The following is a 25,078-nucleotide window of genomic DNA, read 5'->3' as shown; positions in this document are numbered from 1 at the left end:
TCACCACAACCCACTTCAACGCAGCAAACCGACAGCAGCCCACCACCCCGCACGACACCCGCCGAAGGCCTCCAGGCCGCCCTGGAGAGCAGCGGCCGTCTGATCGACGCCGTGCAGAAGGGCCTCCCCGACGCCCTCGCCGGTCGCGGTGACCAGGCGGTGCGGTCATGACCGCACCGGTCGAGCAGACGGATCGTGAGGCCGAAGAGCGACCGGCGACCTCCGGGGGCCACGAGAACACGTGGCGGCGCTGGTGGCCGACCCTCGGGGGCCACAAGGACACGTGGCGGCCCGGACGGCCGACCGCCGCGGGCCACAGGAGCACGTGGCGGCCCGGATGGTTGATCGCCGCGGGCCACAAGGACACGTGGCGGCCCGGGTGGTCGATCGCCGCGGGCCACAAGGGCACGTGGCGGCGCGGGTGGTCGATCGCTGCGGTCGCCGCACTGTCCGCGCTGGTCATGGCCGGGCACAGCTGGATGCCGAACGGTTTCGGCGGCCTCGGCAGTCTCCTCGAAACGTTCCTGCCCTGGCTCGGGGTGAGCGTGCCCGTGCTGCTCGCGTCGGCGGCGGTGCGACGGTCGGCCACCGCAGCTGTCGCGGTGCTGATTCCGGCCGTCGTCTGGTGCTCCCTGTTCGGCGGCATGCTCGTGGACAAGGGGGCCGCCGGCGGGGATCTGACCGTGGTCAGCCACAACGTCAACGACGAGAACCCCGACCCGGCCCGGACCGCCCGTGAACTGGCCGCCTCCGGACCCCAGTTGATTGCCCTGGAGGAGCTGAGCCCACGTACGGCACCCGCGTACGAGCGCGCCCTGGCCGACACGTATCCGTACCACTCGGTGCAGGGCACGGTCGGGCTGTGGAGCAAGTACCCGCTGCGGGATGTGGAGCCGGTCGCGATCATGCCGTGGACCCGTGCCCTGCGGGCCACGGCCGACACCCCGCAGGGGTCCGTCGCCGTCTATGCCGCCCACCTGGCGTCGGTACGGGTGCTCCCGAGCACGGGCTTCACCACGGCCAGGCGCAATGAGGCGGCCATGAAGCTGGCCGATGCCGTACGAGCCGAACCGCTGCCCCGGGTCGTGGTCGTGGGCGACTTCAACGGCACGACCGACGACCGCGCGCTGCGGCCGGTGACCTCCGGGCTGCAGTCGGCCCAGGAGGAGGCCGGTGACGGCTTCGGCTTCAGCTGGCCCGCGCCATTCCCGGTGGCCCGGATCGACCAGATCCTGGTCAAGGGCGTCACCCCGGTATCGTCCCGGACCCTGCCGCCCACCGGGAGCGACCACTTGCCGGTCGCGGCGGCCCTGCGCCTGTGAGGGGGCGGGGCGCCGGTGAGGGGGCGGGCGGTGACCACTTCCCGGCACAGCGGGATGATCTCGGGCAATTCGGCACCGATCGACTTTCAGGTGACGTGATGCAACAGCACGACCGCGGCCCGGCAGGGCAGCACGGCGGCGGCCCCACCGGCCTCGCCCCTGCCTCCCCTGCCGGGGCGTCCGCCCCGGCTGCCGCCCCCGGCTCCGGCTCCGGCTCCGGCTCCGTTCACGTACTGCTGGTCGAGGACGACGAAGCGATCCGCAGGTCGGTCGGGATGGCGCTGGAACGCTACGGCTATCAGGTGTCGGCGGCGCCCGACGGCCTGACGGGCCTTGAGATGTTCCGGGAAGGGCAGCACGATCTGCTGCTGCTCGACATCATGCTGCCGCACCTCGACGGCATCGGGCTGTGCCGCAGAATCCGCGAGACGAGTCAGGCGCCCATCCTGATGATGTCCGCGCGCGGCGACGCGCTGGACGTGGTGGCGGGACTGGAGGCGGGTGCCGACGACTACGTCGTCAAACCCGTCGACACCAGTGTCCTGGTGGCGCGGATCCGCACCCTGCTGCGCCGGGCCACCTTCACCGCACCCTCCACGGCCGCCGGCCGGCCGGTCGACGACGGCCTGCTCACCTTCCGTGACCTCAGCGTCGACACCCGTGGTCTGGAGGTGCGCGTCGACGACCGTCCGCTCGCGCTCACCCCGACCGAACTGCGCCTGTTCCTGGAGTTCGTGGCCGCGCCGGGCATCGCCCTGCAACGGCAGACGCTGCTGCGCAAGGTGTGGGACTACGGCTGGGACGGTGACAGCCGGGTGGTGGACCTGGCCGTGCAGCGGCTGCGCAAGAAGATCGGCGCCGGTCACATCGAGACCGTCCGCGGTTTCGGCTACAGGTTCCGGCGCTGAGATGCGGCAGACGACCAACCCCGCCCTCGCCTCCGGCGCCCAGGCCGACCGCACCGCGCCCGAGGACGGTGCCGGCCACGTGCTGCGGCGCCTCATCGACCCGCGGTCCCTGCGCTGGAAGATCGCTGCCGGGGTCGCGGCGGTGGGCTGCGCGATGGCGCTGGGCGTCGGGATCCTCGTTCACCGGACCACCGAGGCGCGCGACATGAACGTCGGCCGCGGCGAAGCGATCCGCGCGCTGGAGTCGGCCGAAGCCGAGTTCCGGGGCGCGCAGTCGGTACAGCCGTCCTCGTCGACGCCTCCCGGCTACCGGGTCGGCGACGTACCGGATGAACTGCTGGACCGGCTCGGCTCCGAGCCCGCGCCGGTGACCTGGTACGACACCCGGAGGCCGGCCCAGGGGCCACGGATGTGGGCGGCAGACCACGTCGACGGCACCGTGCTGGCCGTCTGGGTGGACATGGGCGCCGAGCTGCGCAGTCTCCAGGCCCTGGACCGGCACATGAGATACGCGGCCCTCGCCACGCTCGCCGTCGTCGTCCCCCTCACCCTCCTCACCGTCGAACTGGTGCTCCGCCGTCTGCGCCGGGTCGTCGGGACCGCCTGCCGCATCAAACGCGGCGACCTGGACGCCAGGACCCGAAGCCACGGCCACGACGAGATCAGCGAAATCTCCTCCGCGGTCGACCTCATGGCGGACGCCCTGCAGGACCGGCTGCGCACCGAACAGCGTTTCACCGCCGATGTCGCCCACGAACTGCGCACCCCGCTCACCGGCCTCGTCACCTCCGCGTCCCTCCTCCCGGAGAGCGAGGCCACCGACCTGGTCCGTGACCGCGTCCAGGTGCTGCGTGGCCTCGTGGACGACCTCCTGGAGATCTCCCGCCTGGACGCGGGGGCCGAGGAAGCGGACGCCCAGCCGGTGCCGATCGGCGACCTGGTGGCGGAATCCGTGCGGCGTACGGGCCTGGAGACGCGGATCGCGGTGACCGGTCACCCGGTCGCCAGGACCGACCCCCGCCGGCTCGACCGCGTCGTCACCAATCTGGTCCTCAACGCCCACCGCCACGGCGCGGCACCGGTCGAGGTCACGGTCGACGGCACGACCGTCGTCGTACGCGACCGCGGGCCGGGCCTTCCCCGGGAACTCCTGGACCAGGGACCCCAGCGCTTCCGCACCGGAGCCGCCGAACGCGGCCGCGGACACGGCCTGGGCCTCACCATCGCCCTCGGCCAGGCCCATGTCATCGGCGCCCGTCTCACCCTGACGAACGCCACCAGCCCCCACGGGGCCGTCGCCACCCCGGAACTGCCCGGCGAGGCGGGGCCGCCCGCGGCCTGACCGCCGACCGGCGCAACGGCACGCTCCCGCCATCCGCTCCGCTGCAACCAGCCATCCGGCGCCGTCGCAGGACGCCCGCGGTTGCGTACAGCGCGACGCACCACGGCGCAGTACCCCCCCACAGCACCACTCAGAAGCGCGGAAGCGCGGAAGCGCAGAACCACGGAAGCGCGGAACCTCGGAAGCGCAGAAGCACAGAACCTCCGCAGCTCGGACACGGACGGCCGTGGAGCAGCGGAGGGGTGCGGACACGCAGTCCCCGGTAGTCCTTCGGGGTTCCGTGAGTTTCAGCCGTCGCTGACAACTCCGGGATCGAGAGGATCTGCCGGGGGCCTGGCCAGAACCAACGAGTGGGTCACGCTCATCTGCGAACGTCTCCGCTGACAGTGCGGCTCACTCTGGTTTTCTGGTGTATTGACGATTTTCCTCCCTATTTGCCCCGGGTCAAGGGTTTTCCTCGTTCTTCCTGAGAAAAATCTCTGACCCGGGTACGCGCGAGCCCCGGCCACGCGCGAGCCCCGGCCACGCCCTCGGCCGGTGGCCCGTCGGCCGGGGGCGTTGGGGACGCAGCCGGCGGGTGGTCCCCGGTCGGGTGGTCCCTGACCATGGCTCCCGTCGGGGACCACGACCATCATGGGTGGATGCCTGCGCATGAACCGGACCCGTGCGACACCTGGCCCTCGCTGGAGCAGATCCTCGGGCTCCTCGCCCCCGGGATGCTCGATGTCGTCGTGGCGCCGCGCGGCACCGGTGTCCCGGTGGCCGATGTGGCGCTGCACGATGCCGGTGAGGAGCGCGACGACGCAGCCCGGCCGGAATCGGCGTCCGGGCTGATCCTGCTCGCGGTGGGCGTGGAGGTCGCCTCGTCCGAGGCCGTCGACGTGCTGCGCGACGCCGACCGGGCCGGGGCCGCGGCCGTGGTGCTGCGGCGGGGCGGTCGCGGGCCCCGGGCGGCGCTGGTGGAGGCGGCCCGCCGGGGGCGTACGGCCTTGCTGGCCCGGCGGCCGGGGCAGGGGTGGACCGAGGTGCTCGGCCGGCTGCGGACCGCTCTGGCGCACAGCGCCCCGGCCTGCTCCGCCACCGGGCCGGCCGGTCCGCCGGGGGTGAGCGGTCCGGACGGCACCGGCGGCCTGGGCGGGCTGCCGCTCGGCGATCTGTCGGGGCTGGCCAATACGGTGGCGGACCTCGTCGGCGGTGCCATCACCATCGAGGACCCGCAGTCACGGGTGCTGGCGTACTCACGGATGCACCACGAACCCGATCCGCTGCGCAGACTGACGATCCTCGGGCAGGAGGTCCCTCGCTGGCGGGTCGTCGAACTCCGCGAGAGCGGCTTCTTCCAAGCGCTGTGGAGCACCGACGACGTGGTGCACCGGCCCGCCGACGACCGGTCCGCCGAACGGCTCGCCATCGCCGTTCGTCACGGGTCCGAGGTACTCGGATCCATCTGGGCCGCGGCGGACCGGCAGCCGCTCGCCGAGGGTGCGGCGGCGGCGCTGCGCACGGCCGCCCGGGCCGCCGTCCCGCATCTGTCCCACCACCGGACGTGGGGCCGGGCGGCAGCCCGGGCACGGGAGGAGGCCGTACACGCGCTCCTGTACGGGTCCGCCTACGCGGTACGCGACGTGTACACGATGCGGGACACCTACGCGGTACCGGACGTGTACACGGTGCGGGACACCTACGCGGTACCGGACACGTACACGGAACCGGACGCGGTGTGGAACACCGACCCGGTGCAGGCCGCGCGTGGCGCCCGGACCGCGCACGATGCCGGGATCACACCGGACCGCCCGTACGCGGTGATGGTCGCGGAGGCGTACGGCAGCCGGGCGCTCGGCACCGCGTCCGGTCCGGACCCGGGGGGCGCCGCCGAACAGCGGGTCCTGGACGTGCTCGCGCTGCAGGCCGCCGCGTACCGGCCGGGGTGCGTGACCGCGCGCTCGGGGCGGCGGCCGTACGTTCTGGTCCCGGCGGTGGACGGTGAGGCCGATCCGGCGCGCGCCCTGTTGGCGACGGCCCGCTCGGTGCCGCGCAGTGTCGTGTTCGCGGGCGTCGGGCCGGTGGCGGCGGACCTGTCGGGGCTGCCCGCGTCGCGGGAGGCCGCGGAACTGGTGGTGCGGGTGCTGCGGGAGCGGTCCGCGACGCTGCCGGTCACGGAGGTGGTGTCGGCGGTCGCGGCGTCCGGCGAACTGGTTCCCGACACGTCGGTCCTCCGGGTGCTCGACCGGGTCGCGCCGTTGTGGGCGTCCCTGTCGGGGCCGGTGCACGCGTTGCTGGAGCACGACCGCGCGCACGGTTCGGAGTACGGCGATTCGGTCGCCGCCTACCTCGACGCGTTCGGCGACACGGGCGCGGCCGCACGGCGCCTGAACGTGCACCCCAACACCCTGCGCTACCGGCTGCGCCGGGCCCGGGAACTGTTCGGCGTCGATCTGGACGACCCGACCGTACGGCTCCTCGCGGACATCGGGCTCCGGCTCACGGAACGAGCGACGCGTGGGCCGGGCAGCCGTTGATCGTGCGGCTGTCCGGTGCCACAAAGGAATCGGGCGGGTGTCGTCGTGTCGGTCGAAGACGTGCCCTCCCCGCCCCGCCGAAGCTGTACGTACGGCGGCCCCGCGGCGGTGCGGCCGTATACCGGTATGCCGTGCGGCCACGGCGCCGTACAGCAGTACGTGGCAGATGGAGGGGTGTTGTTGTGGTTCACATGACTTCCGGCTCGGCAGCCGACTCCGCGGCCCGGCGGCGCGGATCCCGGCGGGCGGCGGCGCTGGCGCGCGCCGTCGAGGAGGGACTGCTCGGTCCGCACGCGCCCGTGGTCGGCCTCCTCGACGTGGACGGTGTGCTCGCCGCCGTCGACGCGCTGCACGAGGCGTTCCAGGGGCCCGCCCCGGTGCACCACACGTTCGCGGCCAAGGCGTGCGGCCTGGTGCCCGTGCTGCGGCTGCTCGCCGAAGCGGGGATGGGCTGCGAGGTGGCCTCGCCCGGTGAACTGGAACAGGCCCTGGCGGCCGGGCTCCCGTACGACCGGCTGGTCTTCGACAGCCCCGCGAAGACGGTCGAGGAGCTGGACTTCGCCCTCGCCCACGGCATCGCGATCAACGTCGACAACTTCCAGGAGCTGGCCCGCGTCGACCGTCTGCTGGCCGGGCGCCCGGCCGCCGGGCCGATCGGACTGCGGGTCAATCCGCAGGTGGGAGCGGGCGCCATCGGCGCGATGAGCACCGCCACCGCGACCTCGAAGTTCGGCGTCGCGCTGCGCGATCCGGGGGCTGTCGACGCGGTGGTCGACGCCTTCGCGCGCCGCCCGTGGCTCAACCGGCTGCACGCGCACGTCGGTTCCCAGGGCTGCCCGCTGCCGCTCATCGCCCAAGGCATCCGCGCCGCGTACGAGCTGGCCGAGCGGATCAACGCGCGGCTGGGCCACGACCGGATCACCGGGCTCGACATCGGCGGCGGCCTGCCCGTCAACTTCGACGGCGAGGACGACCGGCCGACGTACGCCGACTACGTCGCCGAACTCCGCCGCGGCGTACCCGGTCTGTTCGACGGGCGCTACACCCTGATCACGGAGTTCGGCCGCTCCCTGCTGGCCAAGAGCGGAACGGTCGGCACGGTCGTCGAGTACACCAAGTCGGCCGGAGGACGGCGGATCGCGGTCACGCACGCGGGCGCCCAGGTGGCCACCCGGACGGTGTTCATGCCCGGTGCCTGGCCGCTGCGCGTCGGGGTGTTCGACGCCGCGGGCCGGCCCAAGCAGGGCCCAGCCGAGATCGTCGACATCGCGGGACCGTGCTGCTTCGCCGGGGACCTGACCGCCACCGGACGCGAACTCCCGGTCGTCGAGCCCGGCGACGTGGTGGCGCTTTACGACACCGGGGCGTACTACTTCTCGTCGCACTTCTCGTACAACTCGCTGCCCCGGCCCGCCGTGTACGGCTATCGCACGCGTGCGGACGGGCAGGTGCGTTTCGCGCTCGTACGCGAGGCGCAGAGCATGCGGGAGATTGTCGAGGAGAGCGGCCTGGCACAGGCGGACGCTCTGGTGGCCCTGACAGCCACGGCTCCGGACACGGACACCGGTGCGGGTGCGGGTGCGGGTGCGGGCACGGACACCGGTGCGGGTACGGGCACGGATGCGGACACGGATGCTGATGCGGACTGAGCCCCCGGCGAGACGTCATCCGCCCGGCACGCCTCCGCGCGGACACGGCTCACGATCACGGATCAGGGCCGTCGGCCGAAGAACTCGACCTCGGCGACGGCCAGGCGACGGCCGGGGCCCGCTCCATAGGTGGTGTCCGTCGTGAGGCGGGCCCGGACGACCTCCGAGCCGCGCACATCAAAGGTCTGCTGACCGGGCTGGTCCTTGACCCTGATCTCCTTGCTGACCCGGCTTCCGTCGGCGGAGGTGAGCTGGACGGTGATCCTGGCCGGGCGGGCCTGGGTGAGGAACTCGTCCATCTTGGCCGACGTACCGGAGAAGACCACCAGCTTCAGCACCCGTACCGGCTGCTCGAAGTCGCACTCCAGGTACTGGCCCACCCCGGTGTCGGGACCCGCGGCCGACGGCGCCCAGTAACGGTTGTTGAAACCGTCGAACGCCGCGCCCGCCGGGTGGCCGGGCGCCCTGCTGGAGGCCCGGAACCGGGTGGGCGGTACCGCCTCCGGCGACCCGGTCTCGTCCTTGGCGAAGCCGAACCAGCCGGACAGATGCGGAAGGGCGAACCAGACTCCGCACGCCACCATGATCAGCACGACCGGAAGCGCCAGCCCCGGACGGCGCCACAGCCGGCGCCGCGGCCGCGTACCCGCGGTGGGGGCCTGGCGCGGTCGCCTCCGCAGGATCCGGCGCCACCACGGAGGCCGGGCCCCGGGCGGCGGCCCCGGGTCCAGGAGCAGTCCGCAGCGGATGCACAGGGTGCGGTCCGGGGCGTTCGCCGTACGGCAGTTGGGACAGCGGACGGGGGCGGCGGGAGGCGGACCCGGGGGTGGGTCCGCGGGGCCCGGCGGCACATCGGGCAGCGCCTCGGGTCCCGGCACCGACGCGTCCGGCTCGTCACCGGGGCGACGCGGGGCAGCCGCGGAGACGGGGGGCTGAGGGGCGGGTTGGGAGGGTGCCTCGGGCTGCGGCTGCGGCTGCGGCTGCGGCTGCGGGGACGGTTGGGGCGGGGGTGCGGGCTGGGGCGGGGGTGCGGGCTGGGGCGTGGGTGCGGGCTGGGGCGTGGGTGCGGGCTGGGGTGGGGAGACAGGTGTATCCGGCGCAGCACGCGGAGCAGGGGCAACAGGCGTTATAGGCGGAACAGGAGCAGCAGGAGCAGCAGGGGTAACAGGAGACCCGGATGAGGCAGGGGCAGCAGGGGCAGCAGAGGCCGCAGAGGGACCGTCTCCCGCGCCCCGCGTGCCCTCCCACTCCAGGAACGCCCGGCACGACGTGCAGAACTGCGTCCCCGGCGCATTGGTCTGTCCGCACGCCTCGCAGATCACAGGACCTCCAGGTCGAAGCCCACATGCGCGGGAATCTCCGTACGGATCAGCTCCTCCAGCCGCACCCGGTCGACCTGGTACGGCTGCGAGGCCCGCACCCGGACCGTCACCCATGGCCGCGGGCCCCCCGGGAACTGCGTGTGCGGCGCCGACGACCACGCCGTGCCGCCGCTCTCCACGATGTCCGGCTCGATCCCGGTCTCCAGGAACACCGCCTCCGCGAGACCGCGCCGGGTGCCGCGCCTGCTGTGCCGCTCGACCGCGCCGCGCACCGCCGCGCGCCGCCGCTCGGCCGAGTGGTCCGGGCGGATGTCGACGGCCACCCACTGGGCCAGCCAGGAGAGGAAGTCCTCGGGCGCGCTGCGCGGATCGAGGTGGGCGGGCAGATTGTCGATGGAGAGCAGGAGCGGGGCGAGTACGTCGTCGAGCGCCGCGAGGAACCGTCGCAGGAAATCCTGCTCCAGATAGACCGCCGGGAGCTGTTCGATCAGCGGGTGCGGGGTCGGCAGGCCGGTCACGGCTGTGCGCATGGCGGTCAGGCCTCCTTCACCCGGAGCTGGTGCTCGTAGCTGAAGACCAGCGCGTGCCGGTCCAGCGCGATCTTGGTGGTGGGTTCGTCGCGCTGCCCGGTCACGGGGTCCGCGGGGAAGAGCCGTACGTCCTCCACCAGATCGACCCCCGGCACCTGCTGGAGTACGGCGAACGCCTCGCCCGACTGGATGGGCCGGCCGAACGGCCAGCCGTCGCCGCCCGGTCCGCCGCTCAGCGGATTGAAATAGCCGTACAGGGCCGCCAGCGCCTCCTCGCGCACCCGTTCCAGCACGACGCCCCGGCGGGCCTGGACCGAGGCGACCACGGTGACCCCCTGGTAGTAGGGCGGTTCGACCACCAACCGGGCACCGATGGGCCGGCGTTCGTCCAGATGGCCCGCGATCAGGGCGAGGGTGTGCTGTGGCGGGACGAGTTCGTTGAACTGGATCCGGCCCTGCTCGTCGCCGCGTCCGGCCGGCACGACGAGCAGCCGCACCCCGCCCGCCTCGACGTCCGAGTCCCCGCCGGCCGGGATGCACTGCACCCGGGACGCGTCGGGTGCGACCTCGCGGGCCAGCAGTTCGTAGTCGTGCGGTACGACGGCCCGGTGCAGGGTCCGCAGCGTCATGGGCCCGCGCACCCGTGCGCTGTCCACCGTCTCGCCGTCGACTCCGCCGAGCGCGGGCCGCCGGTTCTCCACCCGGGCCACGTACGGGATGGCGCTGCGCAGCACCCGGAGCGTGGCACGGGCGACATTGCCGCGCAGACCACCGCCCGTACGGTACGCACGTACCCGGACCGTCGCCCCCTTCGGCGGCACCGCGCCGTAGTAGCGGACGGAGCCGTCCCGCTCCCGTACCGCCGGACCGAATTCGACCCGCCCCGAGTTGGGGTCGAGCGTGATGTGCCGGTCGTCGGGTCCGGAGTGCGCGAAGTCGTCGACGCGGGTCCACTCCGTGCCCTGTGGGCCTCCGGCCGGGTCGGCGACCTCGACGACGAATGCGCCGGGGACGACCGGCGGGCGGCTCACCGTGAAGGTCTGTCCGGGTACGCCCTCGGCCGGGCCGAGCACCTCGTCGGTCACGGTCTCGGCGTGGACGGCCCCGACGGTCGCGCCGATCGTGAACGCCGTGATCCGGCGCACCACCGGGGGTGCCATGTAAGTGGGCTGCCCCGGCTCGGCCTCGACCAGGCGGCAGCGCAGCCAGCCGCCGGTCCGGCGCACGACGACGGCCGGAGTGTGCCCCTGCGGCAGGTGCAGGATCAGCTCCCCGGACCGGTTGAAGCCGCCGGTGTCGTCCTTCTCGACCTCGCAGACCGTCCAGGCGCTGCCGTCCCAGGCCTCCCAGAGCAGCGGCGGCCGCAGCGGGTCCACGCCGACGCCCTCGACCGCGCAGTCCAGCCGCAGTACGACGACGCCCGACGGAACGGCGACCGACAGGCCCAGGTAGAGGGCGTCGCCGGGCGTGGGCGTGGTGTCGAAGCAGGGGACGGCCCGGCCGAGGGCGAGTTCCTCGGTACGGTCGACGGCGTCGCCGGACGTCGGCCAGGTGGCGAGGTGCGCGAACTCGCACGGCACGACGGCCAGTTCACGGACGGTCGTGAACACGACCGCTTCCTCGGTCTCCGTACGGACGGTGGCCACCTCCGTGCCGGCCCGCACCCGCACCGGTTCGGGCTGCGGCGCGGAGAGCCGGAACGTCACGTCGGTGTGGGCGGCCGTCGGCGGATGGAGCCGGACCCCGATCAGGTCGAGGAAGGTCAGATAGCTCTTCTCCGGCACCCGGTTCACCCGGTAGACGAGCTGGTCGACCATGGTCGCGAAGGCCTCGATGAGGGTCACGCCGGGGTCGGACACGTTGTGGTCGGTCCACTCGGGGCAGCGCTGCTGGACGAGCCGTTTCGCCTCGTCGACCAGGCCCTGGAAGTGGCGGTCGTCCAGATGCGGACTGGGCAGCGTCACGCGCCGTCCACCTCCTCGTGCTGCGGGATCACATAGAACGGGAAGACCAGGTTCCGGGGGTCGTTGGCGCCCCGTACGGTGTATCCGATGTCGATGTACAGGACCCCGTTGTCGACCTCGTCGAAGCGGACGACGACCTCCGTGACCTCGATCCGGGGCTCCCACCGGTCCAGCGCCAGGCGGACCTCGTACGCCAGTTGCCCGGCCGTGCCCGCGTCCGCCGGGGCGAACACGTAGTCGTTGATCGCGCAGCCGAATTCCGGCCGCATGGGCCGCTCGCCCGGTGACGTTGCGAGGATCAGCCGGATCGACTCCTCCAGTTCGTGCTCGCCGCGCACCAGGGCGATGGAGCCGGTGGCGTCCGTACGCGGGGGAAAGGCCCAGCCCGCGCCGATGAACTGCTGGCCCATGGACGCTCAGCCTCCGATCAGCACCGTCGGACAACCGGACACGACGGGCGAGCCGCAGGCGGCGAGGTCCCCGACGCGGGCGGCGGGCTGCCCGCCGATCAGCACCGTGGTGCTGCCGGGCGGCGCGAGCACGGACGGCGGGTGCACCGCGGGCGGCGGCGACGCGCACAGATGCGGGGTGCCGACCGTGGCGGCGGGGAGGCCGCCGATGAGCACGGACGGGACACCGGGCGGCCCGACCGTGCCCGGGTGTCCGGTGGGGTCCCCGACCCGTGCGGCTGCCGCCGCGGCTGCTGACATGGAAGTCCGGTCCTCTCGTTCGGCGCGCTCGGCGCGCTCGGCGCGTCCGGTGTGCTCGGTTCGCTCAGTTCGTTCGACTCACGCGGGGCACTCGGTTCGTTCGGTTCGTTCAGTTCGTTCGACTCACGTGAGGCACTCGGCTCGCTCGGTTCGCTCAGTTCGCTCGGTCGCCGGGGGCGTTCGGTCGCCGGGGGCGTCCGTGCCGTCAATTGATCTTCACCAGGGGCGCGTTGATGGCCAGGGAGCCGCCGCCCTTGATGTCCGTGCGCTGCGTTCCGTTGACCGCGACCTGGGCGCCCCGGACATCGACCGTGCCGCCGGTGGAGAGCTTGACCTCGCCGTTCCCGCCGTCGACGTTCACTCCGCTGCGGGACTTCAACGTGACGCTGTCACCGCTCAGTTCGAGGGTCCCCTGGCCGCCGTCCAGCGCGACCCCGCGGGCCGCCTTGATGGACACCTGCTGCTTGGCTTCGATGTTCACACTGCCGTCGCTGTTGATCACGATCACGGTGCCCCTGCGATCGAGGTCGATCTTCAGCTTTCCGTCACCGGTGAGCAGGCGTACGCCCTGTGGCCCGTCCGCGCCGTCCAGGAGTTCCAGCTGGTTCCCGCTCTTGGATGCGACCGAACGGCGGTTGACGGCGCCGCTGGTCGGGTCCACCAGCGGCGCACCGCCCGCGGAGCCGGGGGCCGAGCCGGGGTCGGAGCCGGATGTGGCCGGGGCACCGGTCACCGCGTCGGCCACCGCACCAGCCGCCCCCGCCGCCCCACCGCCGCCCGGTCTCCCGCCTGCACCACCACCGCCGCCACCACTCCCCTGCGACGGCCGGTCCTTCCCGTTGTACAGACCGGCGAGGACGTACGGACGCTCCAGGTGCCCATGCTCGAACCCCACCAGAACCTCGTCCCCGACCTCGGGGATGAACGCCTCCCCGCCGCTCGTCCCGCCCGACTGCGCCGTACGGGCCCAGTCGCTCGCGTATTCGTCCGACAACCAGGGAAACCGCACCTTGACCCGGCCCGAACCCTCCGGATCCTGGGTGTCCGTGACCGTCCCGCTGACCAGGCCGGCACAGCGCGACCCGCCTCCGGCCCCTGCTCCGGACCCGCCGGACCCCGGCCCTCCGCCGGTCAGCCCGAACAGCGAGCGCTCCTGCTGCCCGGAGACGGTGAGCCAGGTCTCGTACCCGCGCACCGGATCGAAGACGTGCCGCGACGACGTGACCGTGTACCGGCCCTCGAAGGGCGCCCCCACCGCGTTGAGCGCCACCGCACTGCCCGCCCGCACCTCCGGGTTCCCCCGGATCACCGCCTCCAGCTCGGCGAACGATCCGGCGATCCGCTCCGCCAGGGCCTTCGCCGCCTGGTCCACCTGCGCCTGAGCCCCGTACGCCGCGTCCGTGACCACGAAACGTGCCTCGCCGAACGGAGCGGACACCTCGGCCGCGCTCACCCCCAGCTCCAGCGTCGCCGACTTGCCCGCGGGGGCCCGCCCGACCAGTGGCTGCTTGGTCTTGACGTCCCAGCCGCGCACCTCGACCTCGGAGACCTGTTCCGCGGAGGACACCCCGGCCCGGCAGCGCAGCAGATTGCTGCCCATCTCCAGGACCAGCGGATTCCGGTCGGCCCGCGCCGAACCGTCCGGTGCGCCGCTCGCCTCGGCGGGGCGGGTGATGTGCAGTTGCCCGTCGAGCACGTACGCCTGGGCACCCGCCTCCTCCGCGAGGTCGCGCACGAACTCCCAGTCGGTGACGTTGGGCTGGGCAATGTGTTCGAGTACCGGGCCGGCCACGTCGACCTTTCCCGGCTTCAGTCCGGCGCGCTGCGCCACCTGGGCGCAGATGTCGGCGAGCGTCATGTTCTGGTAGCTGGCCACCCGCCGGCCCCGGAACAGCCGGTGCGACTCGTCGAGCCCGCGTACGACTGTGAAGGTGCCGGTCTCGTCGAACTCCACCTCCAGAGCGGTGACCACCCCTTTCAGCAGCGGCTTCGGTGCCGTGTCGCCACCTGCGCGGGCCAGCAGCCGGGCCTCGCTGCCGATCTTCAGTCCGGTCCGCTCCAGCAGCACCCGGTCCGGGTCGCGAAAGCGCAGAAGAAACAGGTCGGGGAGCGTCCGGCTGTCGTCGACGTACCCCTCGACCAGCGTGTTCACAAACGTGGGCGGCAGCGGCCGGCCGCCGAACTCCACCACCAGCGCCGTCGCGACGCCCGGCTGCGCCATCAGGACCGCCCCCTGTCCCGGGTCTCTTCGAGCCGGCCCAGCTCGTCGAGCGCGGGGAGCAGCAGTTGCCGCCCGGGGGCGAGGCGCATCGGGTCGTCGATCCCGTTCGCCTCCGCGATCACCCGCCAGGCGGCCGGGTCGCCGTACTCGCGCTGGGCGAGCGACGGCAACGAGTCCCCGGCGTCCAGCCGGTGGACCCGACGGGCCACGAGCGCCCCGGACGTCGGGTTCTGCCCCGGGGTGTCGCCGCTGATCTCCTCCATCGTCACCTGGCAGACGGCCCGGATCGGCACACCCGAAGTGGTGAACAGGGTGTACTTCGCCTGCACTTGGCTCACGTAGCCGGGGAACCCGGTCAGCCCGCCCCAGTGGAAGACCACCCACGGCGGCGACGACCGCTGCTGCTGCCGGGTCTCGCTCGTCGGCACACAGCAGGCGAAGAGCTGCTCCACCGAGGTCACGACACGGGTGTCCTGGGTGTCGCTGGCGTCGAAGAACATCTCCACGGTGAGTTTGCTGGGCTGCGAGCCCTGGTACTCCGGCGGTCCCGAACTCTTGGCGCCCTTGGCCGGACTCCGCTTCCAGGAGGCGGCCTTGGTCAGGCTCAGCTCCTTGGGGTTGAACTGGAAGTCGATCCGTCCGCATGGACCGCCGGGCGTGAGGCCGCCGCCGGTCGGCGGGGTCCGCAGCTCCAGATAGGCGTGCTCCAGCTTGGGCCGGGCCGAACCTCCCTTGCCCTTCGCCCCCGCCGACGCGCCCGGCGTACCGGCGGCGCTGAACGCGATGGGACCCGCACCGCTCACGACGCTCAGCCCTCCATCACATAGCCGTGATGGGCGATCTCGATCGTCTCCATCGCGACCTTGGGCGATTCGGGGGTGAAGGACGGGCCGGTCCAGCGGACGGGCACGACCTCCAGCAGCCCCCACTGGGCCACCTTCTGCCCGTCCCCGGTCCGCGCCTCGATGTGTGCCGTCTTGCGGCTGAACCCGGTCGTCATGGTGGCGAACCAGCGGGCCACCTTCTCGGTCTCCTTGGTCAGCGGCCTGGACAGCTTCACGTTGGAGTACTTCAGGCGAGTCGGCAGCTGCCACAGATGCCCGTTGTTGCCGCCCTCCTCACGTGTTTCGAGCACCACTTCGCAGCCCAGCCCGTCGCATGTGTTGAACGACCCGAGTTCGATGTCGTCGATCGTGACGACGAAGCAGACGCTGACGGCGGGATCGTTGTCCTGGGCGGTGGCCATGGCACGTACCTCTCGCTTCCCTGTGGTGTCGCTGCTGTTCGTCGCCGTTCATGAGTGCCGGGTGCCGTGCATGAATGCCGGGTGCCGTTCATGAATGCCGGGTGTTGATGAGGAACCCCGCTCGTTCGCGTTCCAGCCGCAGATCCGCCTTGAAGAGCCTGCTGAGGGGTGGGTACAGGGCGCGTACCAGTTCGTCGGTGACGACCGGCGCACCTCCTGGGGCGGCCGCATGGCCGGGAGCGCCGGATGCGCCGTGGCCCCCGGTCGCGGCTCCGGGGTCCGGTTGGGGCTCCGTTCCGGGCTCCGTTTCGGGCTCCGGTTCGGGTTCGGGCGCTGCCTCCCGGGGCGGATCCGGTGGCGGTGGCTCCTCGGTCTCCGTCTCGCGCTGGACGACGGGCGGCGCGTACGGCGGGGGCTGTGACCCGAAGACCACACTGCCGTCGGCCATCCGCTGCGCCACCCCGGCGGCCACGGCGACCGAACCGGCCGAGGTGAAGGAGGGCGCGGAGGACACGGAGGGCGTGTGGCTGGTGGACGGTGCGGCACGGCCACCGGAACCCGGCAGGGAACGGGGCACCGGCGGCCCCCCGGCTGCCTGGCGCTGCAGGGCGGGAAGCGGCGGGGAAGGCGCGCCCGTCGCCTGCCCCGACGCCGTGACGGTACGTTGCAGCGCCCCCGGTACGGACGGTGTCACCGCCGCAATCGGCGGCGCACCCGCCCCGCCGGACGTCCAGCGCACCGGAACGGCATCGGCCAGGGACGCCGGCCCGGACCCCGGCCCGGGCTCCGGCCCCAGCCCCGCACCGACCGACGCGGACGGTGCCACCTCCTCCACCGTGGAACGCTGTACGGCCCCCGGCCCGCCACCGCGCCCGTTCTGCAGCGTCACGGGCCGGTCGGCGAGCAGCGGCGCGACCGGAGCGGTGGCCGGGGGCGGCGCCAGGGGAGCCTGCGGCTCCACGGCGGGAGTCCGCTGCACCGCCGACGTGGAAGCCGACGGTGTGGGGTCCGACGCGGCGGGGAGCAAGGGAGAGTCGCCGAGCAGCGGCGCGGTGGGCCCACCGGGGCCACCTTCCGCCTCCGGGGCCACGGCCACCTGAACGGCCTCGGAGACCTCACCGACACCACCGCCCGTCACGCTCCGGGTAGCCGGAGTCCCCCCGGGCTCCGCAGCCGGACCCTCAACGGCGGTCTGTCGCTGCGCCGTTGGCGGCAGTGCGGATATGGGCGCGCCAAGACCGGGCGTGCGCCGGGCCGAGCCGGGGGTGGGCGTCATCACCGATCGCTGAACGGGCGGAGTCGGAGCCGGGGAGGGGGAAGGGGAGGGGGAAGGGGAGGGGAACGGAGACGGAGACAGCGGTGGCTGCGGGTGCGCGGTCGCGGGCGCAGCCGATTCGGATGCCGCCACAAGAGGCTGCTCACCCACCAGTTGGCGCACCGGCAACTCTGCCACGGCGGATTCCCCGGCCGACGTCATCGCGGGCGCATCACCCGGAACAACGCGCTGCACGGGCACGGGCGCGGGCAGAGGGACGGACCGGGGAACGGACAGGGGAACGGCCCCGGTCCCGGCCCTGGCCCCGACCGGCAGCTCCACCGAACGCTCCACGGACCGCTGCACCGATGGCGGACGGTCCACGGTGGCCGGGGAGGCCGGGGCGGTGACCCCATGCACCAGCCCGGTGGGCGCGTCCGGGCTGACCAGATGCCCGAGGGGTGTCCCGAGCGAAGCATCCTGACGGGTGGAAAGCGATCCCTGGAATCCGGAGGGGTCGATGACCAGATCCTGAGCGCCCAGGGTCCGCTGGATCGGCGGCAGTTCGGCCAGATCGACCCGTTCGCGCGGCGGCGCCGGCGGCACGGCGCCCGCACTGCCCGCCTCCGCACCCGTACTCGCACTCGTCTCCGCGCGCCCGCCACCACGCAGCCAGGACATCAGGCCCATGGATTCTCCCGCCCTCCCTGCGCTGTTCGCTACTGCCCGTTGAGGCGAGCGATCTGCGCGACAAACCTCAGTCGTTCCGGGTGCTCCAGGTCCAGCAGCTCATCGAGCGGCCAGTGGAAGTGATAGGCGAGGTACGCGACCTCCTCGTAGAGCAGGTCGGCCGCGTACGTCACGATTCCCCCAGGCGGCCACCGGCGAGATTCACCGCGAACTCCTCCTGGCAGGACGGACAGGTGACGGCGGCGCGCGTGTGTCCCTCGGCGTTGATCCGCCGGTAGAAGTCCTGGAGGAAAGCCAGGTCGGAGGCGAAGAGGTCCTCGATGATGCCGGGGTGGATGTCATCGATCGTGCCGATCCGGGTGACGACCCGGGCGATGAGCACGACCGAGAGGTACGCGGAGTTCTCCCGCACCCGGTCGTCCCGCAGCGGTACGAGTTCGTCGCGCGCGGTCGCGAGCCGCATGACGCCCGTATGGTGCACGACACCCGCATCGTCGACGTACCCGCGGGGCAGCTCGAAGGTGAACTCAGTGCGCAGCGGCTCCCGTTGGCCGGACCGCCCGCTCGCGCCCGCCGGGAGATGCGCGTCCGGCCGTTCAGGGGCCTGTGCCGGAGCCGTACGTCGCATCAGTCGAGTTCCATGCTCTCGTAGGTGATCGCGAGCTTCTCCGTCAGGACCGAGGTGTCACCGGCCTTGAGGGTGCCGATCTCCAGCGACTTCGGCCAGGCGTTGATGAGTTTGTAGCGCTTGATGGCGATGCCCTCGTGGTCGTACACGATGACGGCGCCGTTGCGGCGGGCCGCGGTCATCCGGCCGAACCGGGAGTCCTTGATCCATCGTTCGAAACTGTTGTCCTCGGTGAGGCCCCGGGTCACGGTCACCTCCCCGGCCTTCGGCCGGCCCGGAAGCTTCTTGATGGCGTAGCGGCCGTCGGCGGTGTTCTGCTTCAGCTCGATGACGTCCTGCTCCATCTTCAGACCGCTGACCTCGGTGATCTGCTTGATGACGACGCTGTCGAATTCGAGGCCGAAGGAGGCCCCGACGGTGCTGTCGAGATCGGGAAGTGGCACAACAGGCTCCTTTACTGCTTTTGCCGCTTTTGCCGCTTGGAGGACCTCAGGACGTCCGCGTACTGCTCGGCCCGGCTCCCGGCGCGCTACTCGTCGACGCCGCCCGTGCCCCCGGTCAGCTGGGAGAGGCGGAAGACGACGAACTCGGCCGGCCTGACCGGGGCCACCCCGATCTCGCAGATGACCTGACCCGCGTCGATGCTTTCCGGCGGGTTGGTCTCACGGTCGCACTTGACGTAGAACGCCTCTTCCGGGGTGAGCCCGAAGAGCGCCCCCTTGCGCCACTCGTTGACCAGGAACGCCGAGACCGTGCGCCGGATACGGGCCCACAGGGCGTCGTCGTTCGGTTCGAAGACGACCCACTGCGTCCCGGCGAGAATCGACTCCTCCAGGTAGTTGAAGAGGCGCCGGACGTTCAGGTAGCGCCAGGCCGGGTCCGAGGCCAGGGTGCGCGCGCCCCAGACCCGGATGCCGCGTCCGGGGAAGGACCGGATGCAGTTCAGCCCGATCGGGTTGAGCAGATCGTGTTCGCCCTTGGTCAGCTGCGTCTGGAGGGCGACCGCCCCTCGTACAACCTCGTTGGCGGGGGCCTTGTGCACGCCGCGCGACTCGTCGTTGCGCGCCCAGACCCCGGCGATGTGGCCGCTCGGCGGGACCAGCTGCGCGCGTCCCGAGGACGGGTCGGCGACCTTGATCCAGGGGTAGTAGAGCGTGGCGTACTTGGAGTCGAAGTTGGCGCGGCCGGTGCGCCAGGCGCGGATCTGCTGCGGGCTGAGCCCGGGCGGCGGATCGAGGATGGCGACGCGGTCGCCCATCAGCTCGCAGTGGCTGATCAGCCCCTGCTGCACGGCGATGACCGACTCCAGGTCCAGCAGCCCGCGCTCGTACGCACTCATCAGGTCCGGCACGGCGATCGTGGTGACCTCTTCGACGGCTTCGAGTCCGCCGAGCCCGGTCCGGCGGTCGGGATCGCCGACGTACACCTCGGGGTTCAGCGCCCCGGCTCCGGGGGACGCAGGAGCCGCGGGCGCCAGGGTGACGCTCTGCGGCTCCGGTCTGGCAGGCGCGGCACCGCGCCCGGACTCCCGTATCTCGATGAGCTCCGACGTGGCGTTGACCCGGGTGGCGACGTTCTCCTTGCTCCGCTTGGTCGTGACACCCGGGTAGGTCTCCGCGACCTGCCCGTCCCGCCTCACAATCAGCTGGAAGACGTCGGAGGGCGGATCGTCTCCCTCCACCTCCGACACCTCGACGGCGATCTCACCGGCCACGCCGGGGCGCGGCCGCACGGCATACGGCCCGAGCTGCGTCTCCGAACCGGCGGGCAGCTGCCCGCCGTCGGCCCGGCCGCTCCCGTCCTCGGCCGGGGGCTCCGTACCGTCACCAATGCGCACCACGTAACAGACGCCGCCGCCATTGGCGAAGAATCCGTAGACGGCGGAGGCGAGATACGTGCCGTCGACGAAGTCACCGAACGTACCGGCGAACTGGCTCCAGTTGGTGATCAGCGTCGGCTCGTCGAACGGGCCCTTCTGCGCGAAGCCGACGAAGGCGGCGACCGAGGTGCCCACCCCTTCGATCGGCCGGGATCCGGACTCGATCTCTTCGACGTAGACGCCCGGGGACAGATACGACGGCATGTGAGTCTCTCCTTGGCCGGGGAACGCCCGCAATTCTTGCGAGAGCGGCGATCACCGGGAACGGACACTCGGCCGCCCGCCCGTGCACCGGCCGCTGCCCGATCAGGCAACGCTCTCGCGCTGTACGTACCGCCGGGCGCTGCCCCGATCGCGGTGCTCCTGCCCTGCGTATCGCGCGGGCCCCGCACACACCCTGGGACGCCGACAGGGACATCTGCGGCCGGGAGGGCGGATGAGGGCGGTTCCGGAGAAGGGCCCCGCCTCTGGCCGTACCGGCGACGCTTCCTCTCGTACAGGTGGCCCGCGTACGGACGTCTCCCGTACGACGACCGCACCGGAGCGCCCGCCGGGCGACCGCCCAGCCCCCACCCCCCGCAACCTGCAACGCCTGCAACGCGCGGCGGGCAACAGGGCCGTCTCCCGCCTGGTCGCCCAGCGCTACACGGCCCCGGTGAAGCCGTCCCCCGCTCAGGCCCCGGGCTTCCGCAAGGTCAAGGCGGACGTCGCGGCCAAGAAAATCCGCCTGTCCCACCATTCCCCCGCCGCCTCCGAGTCGAAGTCGGCGCAGGACGCGGCGGTCGCGCCTCCTGACGACAAGGAGGCCCAGGGCAAGGCGGCAAACGCGGAGAAGATGAACGCGGCCAAGCCGGGCGAGTTCAACAAGCAGGCGTTCATCGACGCGGTGAACAAGGCGATCGACGCGCAGGCCCCCAAGAACCTCGACCAGGCCGACAAGTTCTCCACGTCCGGCAAGGCCGACAAGATCAAGGACGAGGTCGACGGCAAGGTCAAGGACGGCAAGGACTCCTCCGCCAAGGACATCGACACGGCGACGAAGGCCCCGCCGGACACCTCGGCGGCCAAGGACAAACCCGTCACGCCCCTGTCCCCCGACCAGCCCCCGCCCAACCCCGGCGCCCCGTCCGCGACCGACGCGATCCCCGCGAAGCAGCCGGCCTCGGTCACCGACTTCTCCCAGTGCCGCGCGGAGAACGACAAGGCCCTGGCGGACGCCGAGGTCACCGAGGACCAGCTCGCCAAGGGCAACGAGCCGGAGTTCGACCAGGCCCTGTCCACGAAGAAGACGGCCGAGGCCGACTCCGCGAAGGCCCCGGCCAAGGGCAGGACGGCCGAAGCCCAACAACTCTCGACCGCGAAGGCGGGTGCGGCGGCCTCCGGTGCCCAGGCCATGAACGCCCTGACCGCGACCCGTGCCTCGGCCGGCAAGCAGGTCGACGGCGGCAAGGGCGAGACGAAGTCGAAGGACGAGAAACGGCGGGCCGAGGTCACCGCGAAGCTGCAGAAGGTCTACGACGGCACGAAGAAGGACGTCGAGGAGACCCTGTCCGGACTGGACAAGAAGGTCGACACCGCGTTCACGACGGGTGAGAAGGCGGCCCGGGACGCGTTCACCGCCGACCACAAACGCCGGATGAAGGCCTACAAGGACAAGCGCTACTCAGGCATGTTCGGCCCGGCGAAATGGGCCAAGGACAAGATCATGGGCATGCCGAAGGAGGCCAACGACCTCTTCCAGGAAGCCCGCAAGCTCTACGTGGCGAAGATGCAGACCGTCATCTCTTCGGTCGCCGACCTCATCGGCACCGAACTCGGCAAGGCAAAGGCCCGCATCGCCAAGGGCCGCACCGAACTGAAGGCGGAGGTCGACAAACTCCCCGCCGACCTCCGCCAGTTCGGCGAAGACGCGGCGAAGGACTTCGCGGGGAAATTCGACGACCTAGAAGCAAGTGTCAACGAGAAGTCCGAACAACTCGTCCAGGACCTCGCCAACAAATACACCGCCGCGCTGAACAAGGTCGACGAGGAGATCAAGAAGCTCCAGGAGGCCAACAAGGGCCTGGTCCAGAAGGCGAAGGACGCGATTGTCGGCGCCCTCAAGACGATCAAGGAGCTGACGAACCTCCTCCTCGGCATCCTCGCCAAGGCCGCCTCGGCGATCATGAAGATCATCAAGGACCCCATCGGCTTCCTCGGCAACCTTGTACGAGCCGTCGGCGCGGGCCTCAACCTCTTCATCACCAACGTCGCTGAACACCTCAAGACTGGCGTCGTCTCCTGGCTCCTGGGCACCGCGGTCAAGGCCGGCCTCGAATTACCGCAAAAGTTCGACCTCAAGGGCATCATCCAGCTCATCGCCTCCCTTCTCGGCCTGACGTGGGCCAACATCCGCGCCCGCATCACCCGCAAGGGCATCCCCGACCAGGCCATGAGCGCGGTCGAGTCCTCCGTCCCCATAGCAAAGAAACTCGCCACCGAGGGCCCCGCAGGCGCCGTCAAGGAAATCGAATCCGAGGCCGGCGACCTCAAGGCCACCATCCTCGAAAAACTCACCAGTTACCTGATCCCCACCGTCATCATCGCGGGCATCACCTGGATCATCTCCCTCCTCAACCCCGCCTCCGCGTTCGTCCGCGCGGTCAAGGGAATCATCGACATCGTCACGTTCATCGTGAACCAGGGCGCCCAGATAGTGGAGTTCGTCAACGCGGTCCTGGACGCGGTCGTCGCCATAGCCAACGGGGGTTCGGCAGGCGTCCCAAAAATGGTCGAAACAGCCCTGGCAGCCAGCATCCCCCTCCTGATCGGCTTCCTCGCCTCTCTCCTGGGCATCGGCTCCCTCGCCAACAAGGTGAAGTCCGTCTTCCACGCCGTGGCCCGCCCTGTGAACCGAGCCATAGACAAGATCGTGTCCTTCATAGTCAGGGCGGGAAAAAAGCTCTGGGCAGAGCTCAAAGGCAAGGGGAAGCTCAAGAACAACACTCCGGGACAGCCCAAATCCGAACAGGACGAAGACCCGAAAGGCAAGGCGGAATGGTGGCATCTAAAGAAGGGATTGAAGGCACCGAACGGCGAGTCTCACACATTGACGTTCCGAGGCGAGGGACGTAGCGCAATTCTGGTGATCCGGAGCAACGAGAAGGAATATCAGAAATACCTGGACACGATCAACATTCCCGATAGCGACAGCGAACGAAAGGATGCCAAGGCCACGGCAGCCGGAATACTGGAAAAGATCGAGACCATAGAAGCGTCCAATATGAGCGACGCCAAGAAGAAGCCACAGATAGCTGCACTTCTGGGCCGGCTCGCCACAGCAACAATAAAAATCATAGGAGACAGCCAGGAACTCCCGGAATCAGCTCCACCGATCTACGGAGCACTTAATTCTGGCGGATTCGCCACATCGATGACTGCAACAATACTCACAGAAAAAGGCCCTGAAGGAAGCCCGCCCCACGAGAGTCTCAGCGGCCCGGCTTGGGACATCCTGGTAACCCGATATGAAAAGCGGAGCAGCAGTCGCCGCTTCTACGTGATGGGGCATCTTCTCAATCACCTCGTACACGGCCCGGGGGACACCTGGTCGAATCTCGCACCCCAGTCCTACAGCGGAAACGGACTGTTCGCCAAGGGGAGTGAAAAGAAGGTGAAGAAGCTGGTCAATGACGAGAATAAAGGGGTGAGATACACCGTCACACTCACGTTCGGAACGCGCCCCAACAAACAGGACATCATCACCAAATGGGAGCGGGCAGGCGATCCTGATATCGAACGAAAGAAGGCGATTCTTAACGCAGAGGATCATGTGCCGTTGACGTACGAGTGGCACTATCAGGTGATCTTCGAGAACGGTAAGTTCGTAGAAAATGGGGAGAGCGAGAGCGGCAGCGCGGAGAACAAAATTCGACAGGAGGCCGAAAAGTACCATGTTCGTTAAATCAGAGTTTCGCGTCGAACTGCAAGGATTGGCCGAAAGGATCCGCAGAGATCCTCGACTGGAATTGACCTGCTTCGAAATCGGTTCGCCACTCCCGGAGGAATCCTTGACAGAAGTCGAGGAACGACTGGGAGCCGATTTGCCGGACTCGCTCCGACGGCTGTACCGATCACTTTCACATGCAAAATTGCGTTGGCGTTTCCGCCCGGACCTCGACGAGCAGACTCGTATCGCAGTGGCCGAGGAATTCGCCAAGGCCGTCAGCCGCCACAACCTCTACACTACGGCGGGATCCATCCAAATCCTCCCACTTGAGGACATGCTCTTCGACGAAGAATATTCTCTGCCTTCCCTCGAACTCGACGAGGAAGAGGACGAGGGCGAGGCGCAGTTCGACTTCGACGGTCACAATTATCCCGAGATCGAGTTCGAGAGAATGCTGCGCCCCTTCGATCTCGTCGATGGTTTCTATGCCATGGCCTTTGTCGTTCAGCCCTCCAACGAGTACTGGAAAATGATGTTGCTCAATGATTACTGGGCTTCGTACGAAGAATCACGGGTGACCTACCTCGACGACTACCTCGAATACGTCATAGCCACCTGGGGCTTGGTGAATGCACGTGCGGAAATCTTCGGCGAGTACCGGGGAGACCGTCGCGCCCCCCTGAGGTTCGACCCGGAGTTGGCGGCAGCCCGGGTCCCGTCAGTTCTGTCATCTGCCACCTGACGCTCGGACGGTTGTCAGGCGTAGGACACCACGTGCACCGGGAGTGACTTCAGGCCGTCGATGAAGTTCGACACCAGCCGGCGCGGTGGGGCCGCAAGGTGGAGTGGGCCGGGTGGCAGGGTGTGGCGGAAGGTCAGGACCGGCGGGTGGCGGCAGAGCAGTTCGTCCACGGCGGTGGCGAGCCCCACCTCGCCGTTGCGCAGGCGGACCCCGAGGATCTGGG

The 25,078-nt window shown here is 70.6% G+C and carries 20 protein-coding genes and 1 pseudogene; 7 read left to right on the top strand and 14 right to left on the bottom strand.

Annotated features, from left to right (window positions below; all coding sequences use genetic code 11):
* Window positions 1-167 precede the first annotated feature (167 nt).
* The 5 genes from ACF08M_RS28755 to ACF08M_RS28735 all read left to right on the top strand — a co-directional run bounded on the left by ACF08M_RS28755 (window position 168) and on the right by ACF08M_RS28735 (window position 7,740).
* Complete coding sequence (locus tag ACF08M_RS28755) at window positions 168-1,322, top strand: endonuclease/exonuclease/phosphatase family protein (RefSeq protein ID WP_392188165.1); 1,155 nt, start codon at window positions 168-170, stop codon at window positions 1,320-1,322.
* Between the two features lie 275 nt (window positions 1,323-1,597).
* Window positions 1,598-2,230, top strand: a complete 633-nt coding sequence (locus tag ACF08M_RS28750) for a response regulator transcription factor (protein ID WP_392188196.1) — start codon at window positions 1,598-1,600, stop codon at window positions 2,228-2,230.
* Window position 2,231: 1 nt separating this feature from the next.
* A complete protein-coding gene (locus ACF08M_RS28745; RefSeq protein ID WP_392188164.1) occupies window positions 2,232-3,572 on the top strand; it encodes a sensor histidine kinase in 1,341 nt (446 codons plus the stop codon).
* 641 nt (window positions 3,573-4,213) lie between these two features.
* Complete coding sequence (locus ACF08M_RS28740; RefSeq protein WP_392188163.1) at window positions 4,214-6,091, top strand: PucR family transcriptional regulator; 1,878 nt, start codon at window positions 4,214-4,216, stop codon at window positions 6,089-6,091.
* A 191-nt stretch (window positions 6,092-6,282) separates the two neighbouring features.
* On the top strand, window positions 6,283-7,740 hold the full coding sequence (locus ACF08M_RS28735; RefSeq protein ID WP_392188162.1) for a diaminopimelate decarboxylase: 1,458 nt from the start codon (window positions 6,283-6,285) through the stop codon (window positions 7,738-7,740).
* 62 nt (window positions 7,741-7,802) lie between these two features.
* Here ACF08M_RS28735 and ACF08M_RS28730 read toward each other — a convergent pair whose 3' ends face one another.
* From ACF08M_RS28730 to ACF08M_RS28670, 13 genes are all read right to left on the bottom strand, one after another.
* The gene (locus ACF08M_RS28730) at window positions 7,803-8,618 is read right to left on the bottom strand and encodes a discoidin domain-containing protein (RefSeq protein WP_392188161.1); all 816 of its coding nucleotides are present in this window, start codon (window positions 8,616-8,618) and stop codon (window positions 7,803-7,805) included.
* Window positions 8,619-9,058: 440 nt separating this feature from the next.
* Window positions 9,059-9,592, bottom strand: coding sequence for a phage tail protein (locus ACF08M_RS28725; protein WP_392188160.1), 534 nt, complete (start codon window positions 9,590-9,592; stop codon window positions 9,059-9,061).
* 5 nt (window positions 9,593-9,597) lie between these two features.
* Window positions 9,598-11,556 (bottom strand): putative baseplate assembly protein, encoded by a 1,959-nt coding sequence (locus ACF08M_RS28720; RefSeq protein ID WP_392188159.1) that lies wholly within the window; start codon window positions 11,554-11,556, stop codon window positions 9,598-9,600.
* Window positions 11,553-11,966, bottom strand: coding sequence for a GPW/gp25 family protein (locus ACF08M_RS28715; protein WP_362201318.1), 414 nt, complete (start codon window positions 11,964-11,966; stop codon window positions 11,553-11,555). Before ACF08M_RS28715 ends, ACF08M_RS28720 begins: the two co-directional genes overlap by 4 nt.
* A 6-nt stretch (window positions 11,967-11,972) precedes the next feature.
* Window positions 11,973-12,266 carry a PAAR domain-containing protein gene (locus ACF08M_RS28710; protein WP_376275832.1) on the bottom strand — a complete coding sequence of 98 codons (294 nt, stop codon included), beginning with the start codon at window positions 12,264-12,266 and terminating at the stop codon, window positions 11,973-11,975.
* 205 nt (window positions 12,267-12,471) lie between these two features.
* The gene (locus ACF08M_RS28705; RefSeq protein WP_392188158.1) at window positions 12,472-14,487 is read right to left on the bottom strand and encodes a VgrG-related protein; all 2,016 of its coding nucleotides are present in this window, start codon (window positions 14,485-14,487) and stop codon (window positions 12,472-12,474) included.
* The gene (locus tag ACF08M_RS28700; protein WP_392188157.1) at window positions 14,487-15,290 is read right to left on the bottom strand and encodes a peptidase M23; all 804 of its coding nucleotides are present in this window, start codon (window positions 15,288-15,290) and stop codon (window positions 14,487-14,489) included. The genes ACF08M_RS28705 and ACF08M_RS28700 overlap by 1 nt, the downstream gene beginning before the upstream one ends.
* A gap of 5 nt (window positions 15,291-15,295) precedes the next feature.
* Window positions 15,296-15,733 (bottom strand): phage tail protein, encoded by a 438-nt coding sequence (locus ACF08M_RS28695; protein WP_093549687.1) that lies wholly within the window; start codon window positions 15,731-15,733, stop codon window positions 15,296-15,298.
* An 88-nt stretch (window positions 15,734-15,821) separates the two neighbouring features.
* Entirely contained in the window at window positions 15,822-16,871 is a 1,050-nt protein-coding gene (locus tag ACF08M_RS28690) for a hypothetical protein (RefSeq protein ID WP_392188156.1), read from the bottom strand.
* 836 nt (window positions 16,872-17,707) lie between these two features.
* Window positions 17,708-17,851, bottom strand: a complete 144-nt coding sequence (locus ACF08M_RS28685; protein WP_093896703.1) for a DUF6760 family protein — start codon at window positions 17,849-17,851, stop codon at window positions 17,708-17,710.
* Window positions 17,848-18,306 carry a hypothetical protein gene (locus ACF08M_RS28680; protein WP_392188155.1) on the bottom strand — a complete coding sequence of 153 codons (459 nt, stop codon included), beginning with the start codon at window positions 18,304-18,306 and terminating at the stop codon, window positions 17,848-17,850. Before ACF08M_RS28680 ends, ACF08M_RS28685 begins: the two co-directional genes overlap by 4 nt.
* Window positions 18,306-18,749 (bottom strand): phage tail protein, encoded by a 444-nt coding sequence (locus ACF08M_RS28675; protein WP_072488539.1) that lies wholly within the window; start codon window positions 18,747-18,749, stop codon window positions 18,306-18,308. Before ACF08M_RS28675 ends, ACF08M_RS28680 begins: the two co-directional genes overlap by 1 nt.
* A gap of 86 nt (window positions 18,750-18,835) precedes the next feature.
* A complete protein-coding gene (locus ACF08M_RS28670; RefSeq protein ID WP_392188154.1) occupies window positions 18,836-20,389 on the bottom strand; it encodes a phage tail sheath family protein in 1,554 nt (517 codons plus the stop codon).
* Between the two features lie 232 nt (window positions 20,390-20,621).
* Between ACF08M_RS28670 and ACF08M_RS28665 the strand changes: the two genes are divergently transcribed.
* Together ACF08M_RS28665 and ACF08M_RS28660 are read left to right on the top strand one after the other, a co-directional pair.
* Window positions 20,622-24,128 carry a hypothetical protein gene (locus ACF08M_RS28665; RefSeq protein ID WP_392188153.1) on the top strand — a complete coding sequence of 1,169 codons (3,507 nt, stop codon included), beginning with the start codon at window positions 20,622-20,624 and terminating at the stop codon, window positions 24,126-24,128.
* Between the two features lie 106 nt (window positions 24,129-24,234).
* Window positions 24,235-24,855 carry a hypothetical protein gene (locus ACF08M_RS28660; RefSeq protein ID WP_392188152.1) on the top strand — a complete coding sequence of 207 codons (621 nt, stop codon included), beginning with the start codon at window positions 24,235-24,237 and terminating at the stop codon, window positions 24,853-24,855.
* A gap of 14 nt (window positions 24,856-24,869) precedes the next feature.
* Here the strand turns inward: ACF08M_RS28660 and ACF08M_RS28655 are convergent.
* Window positions 24,870-25,061, bottom strand: a pseudogene (locus ACF08M_RS28655) (hypothetical protein); the annotation flags it as partial.
* Window positions 25,062-25,078 lie beyond the last annotated feature (17 nt).

The organism is Streptomyces sp. NPDC015032 (genome assembly GCF_043080425.1).
Classification (GTDB): domain Bacteria; phylum Actinomycetota; class Actinomycetes; order Streptomycetales; family Streptomycetaceae; genus Streptomyces.
Note: the sequence above shows the minus strand (reverse complement) of the source record. Positions and strands in the feature narration are given on the sequence as shown.

Excerpts from the sequence above, each read along its gene's own strand:
- ACF08M_RS28755 (WP_392188165.1), top strand. The coding sequence starts at position 168 with ATGACCGCACCGGTCGAGCAGACGGATCGTGAGGCCGAAGAGCGACCG.
- ACF08M_RS28750 (WP_392188196.1), top strand. The coding sequence starts at position 1,598 with ATGGCGCTGGAACGCTACGGCTATCAGGTGTCGGCGGCGCCCGACGGC.
- ACF08M_RS28745 (WP_392188164.1), top strand. The coding sequence starts at position 2,232 with ATGCGGCAGACGACCAACCCCGCCCTCGCCTCCGGCGCCCAGGCCGAC.
- ACF08M_RS28740 (WP_392188163.1), top strand. The coding sequence starts at position 4,214 with ATGCCTGCGCATGAACCGGACCCGTGCGACACCTGGCCCTCGCTGGAG.
- ACF08M_RS28735 (WP_392188162.1), top strand. The coding sequence starts at position 6,283 with ATGACTTCCGGCTCGGCAGCCGACTCCGCGGCCCGGCGGCGCGGATCC.
- ACF08M_RS28725 (WP_392188160.1), bottom strand. The coding sequence starts at position 9,592 with ATGCGCACAGCCGTGACCGGCCTGCCGACCCCGCACCCGCTGATCGAA.
- ACF08M_RS28715 (WP_362201318.1), bottom strand. The coding sequence starts at position 11,966 with ATGGGCCAGCAGTTCATCGGCGCGGGCTGGGCCTTTCCCCCGCGTACG.
- ACF08M_RS28710 (WP_376275832.1), bottom strand. The coding sequence starts at position 12,266 with ATGTCAGCAGCCGCGGCGGCAGCCGCACGGGTCGGGGACCCCACCGGA.
- ACF08M_RS28705 (WP_392188158.1), bottom strand. The coding sequence starts at position 14,487 with ATGGCGCAGCCGGGCGTCGCGACGGCGCTGGTGGTGGAGTTCGGCGGC.
- ACF08M_RS28695 (WP_093549687.1), bottom strand. The coding sequence starts at position 15,733 with ATGGCCACCGCCCAGGACAACGATCCCGCCGTCAGCGTCTGCTTCGTC.
- ACF08M_RS28680 (WP_392188155.1), bottom strand. The coding sequence starts at position 18,306 with ATGCGACGTACGGCTCCGGCACAGGCCCCTGAACGGCCGGACGCGCAT.
- ACF08M_RS28670 (WP_392188154.1), bottom strand. The coding sequence starts at position 20,389 with ATGCCGTCGTATCTGTCCCCGGGCGTCTACGTCGAAGAGATCGAGTCC.
- ACF08M_RS28665 (WP_392188153.1), top strand. The coding sequence starts at position 20,622 with ATGAGGGCGGTTCCGGAGAAGGGCCCCGCCTCTGGCCGTACCGGCGAC.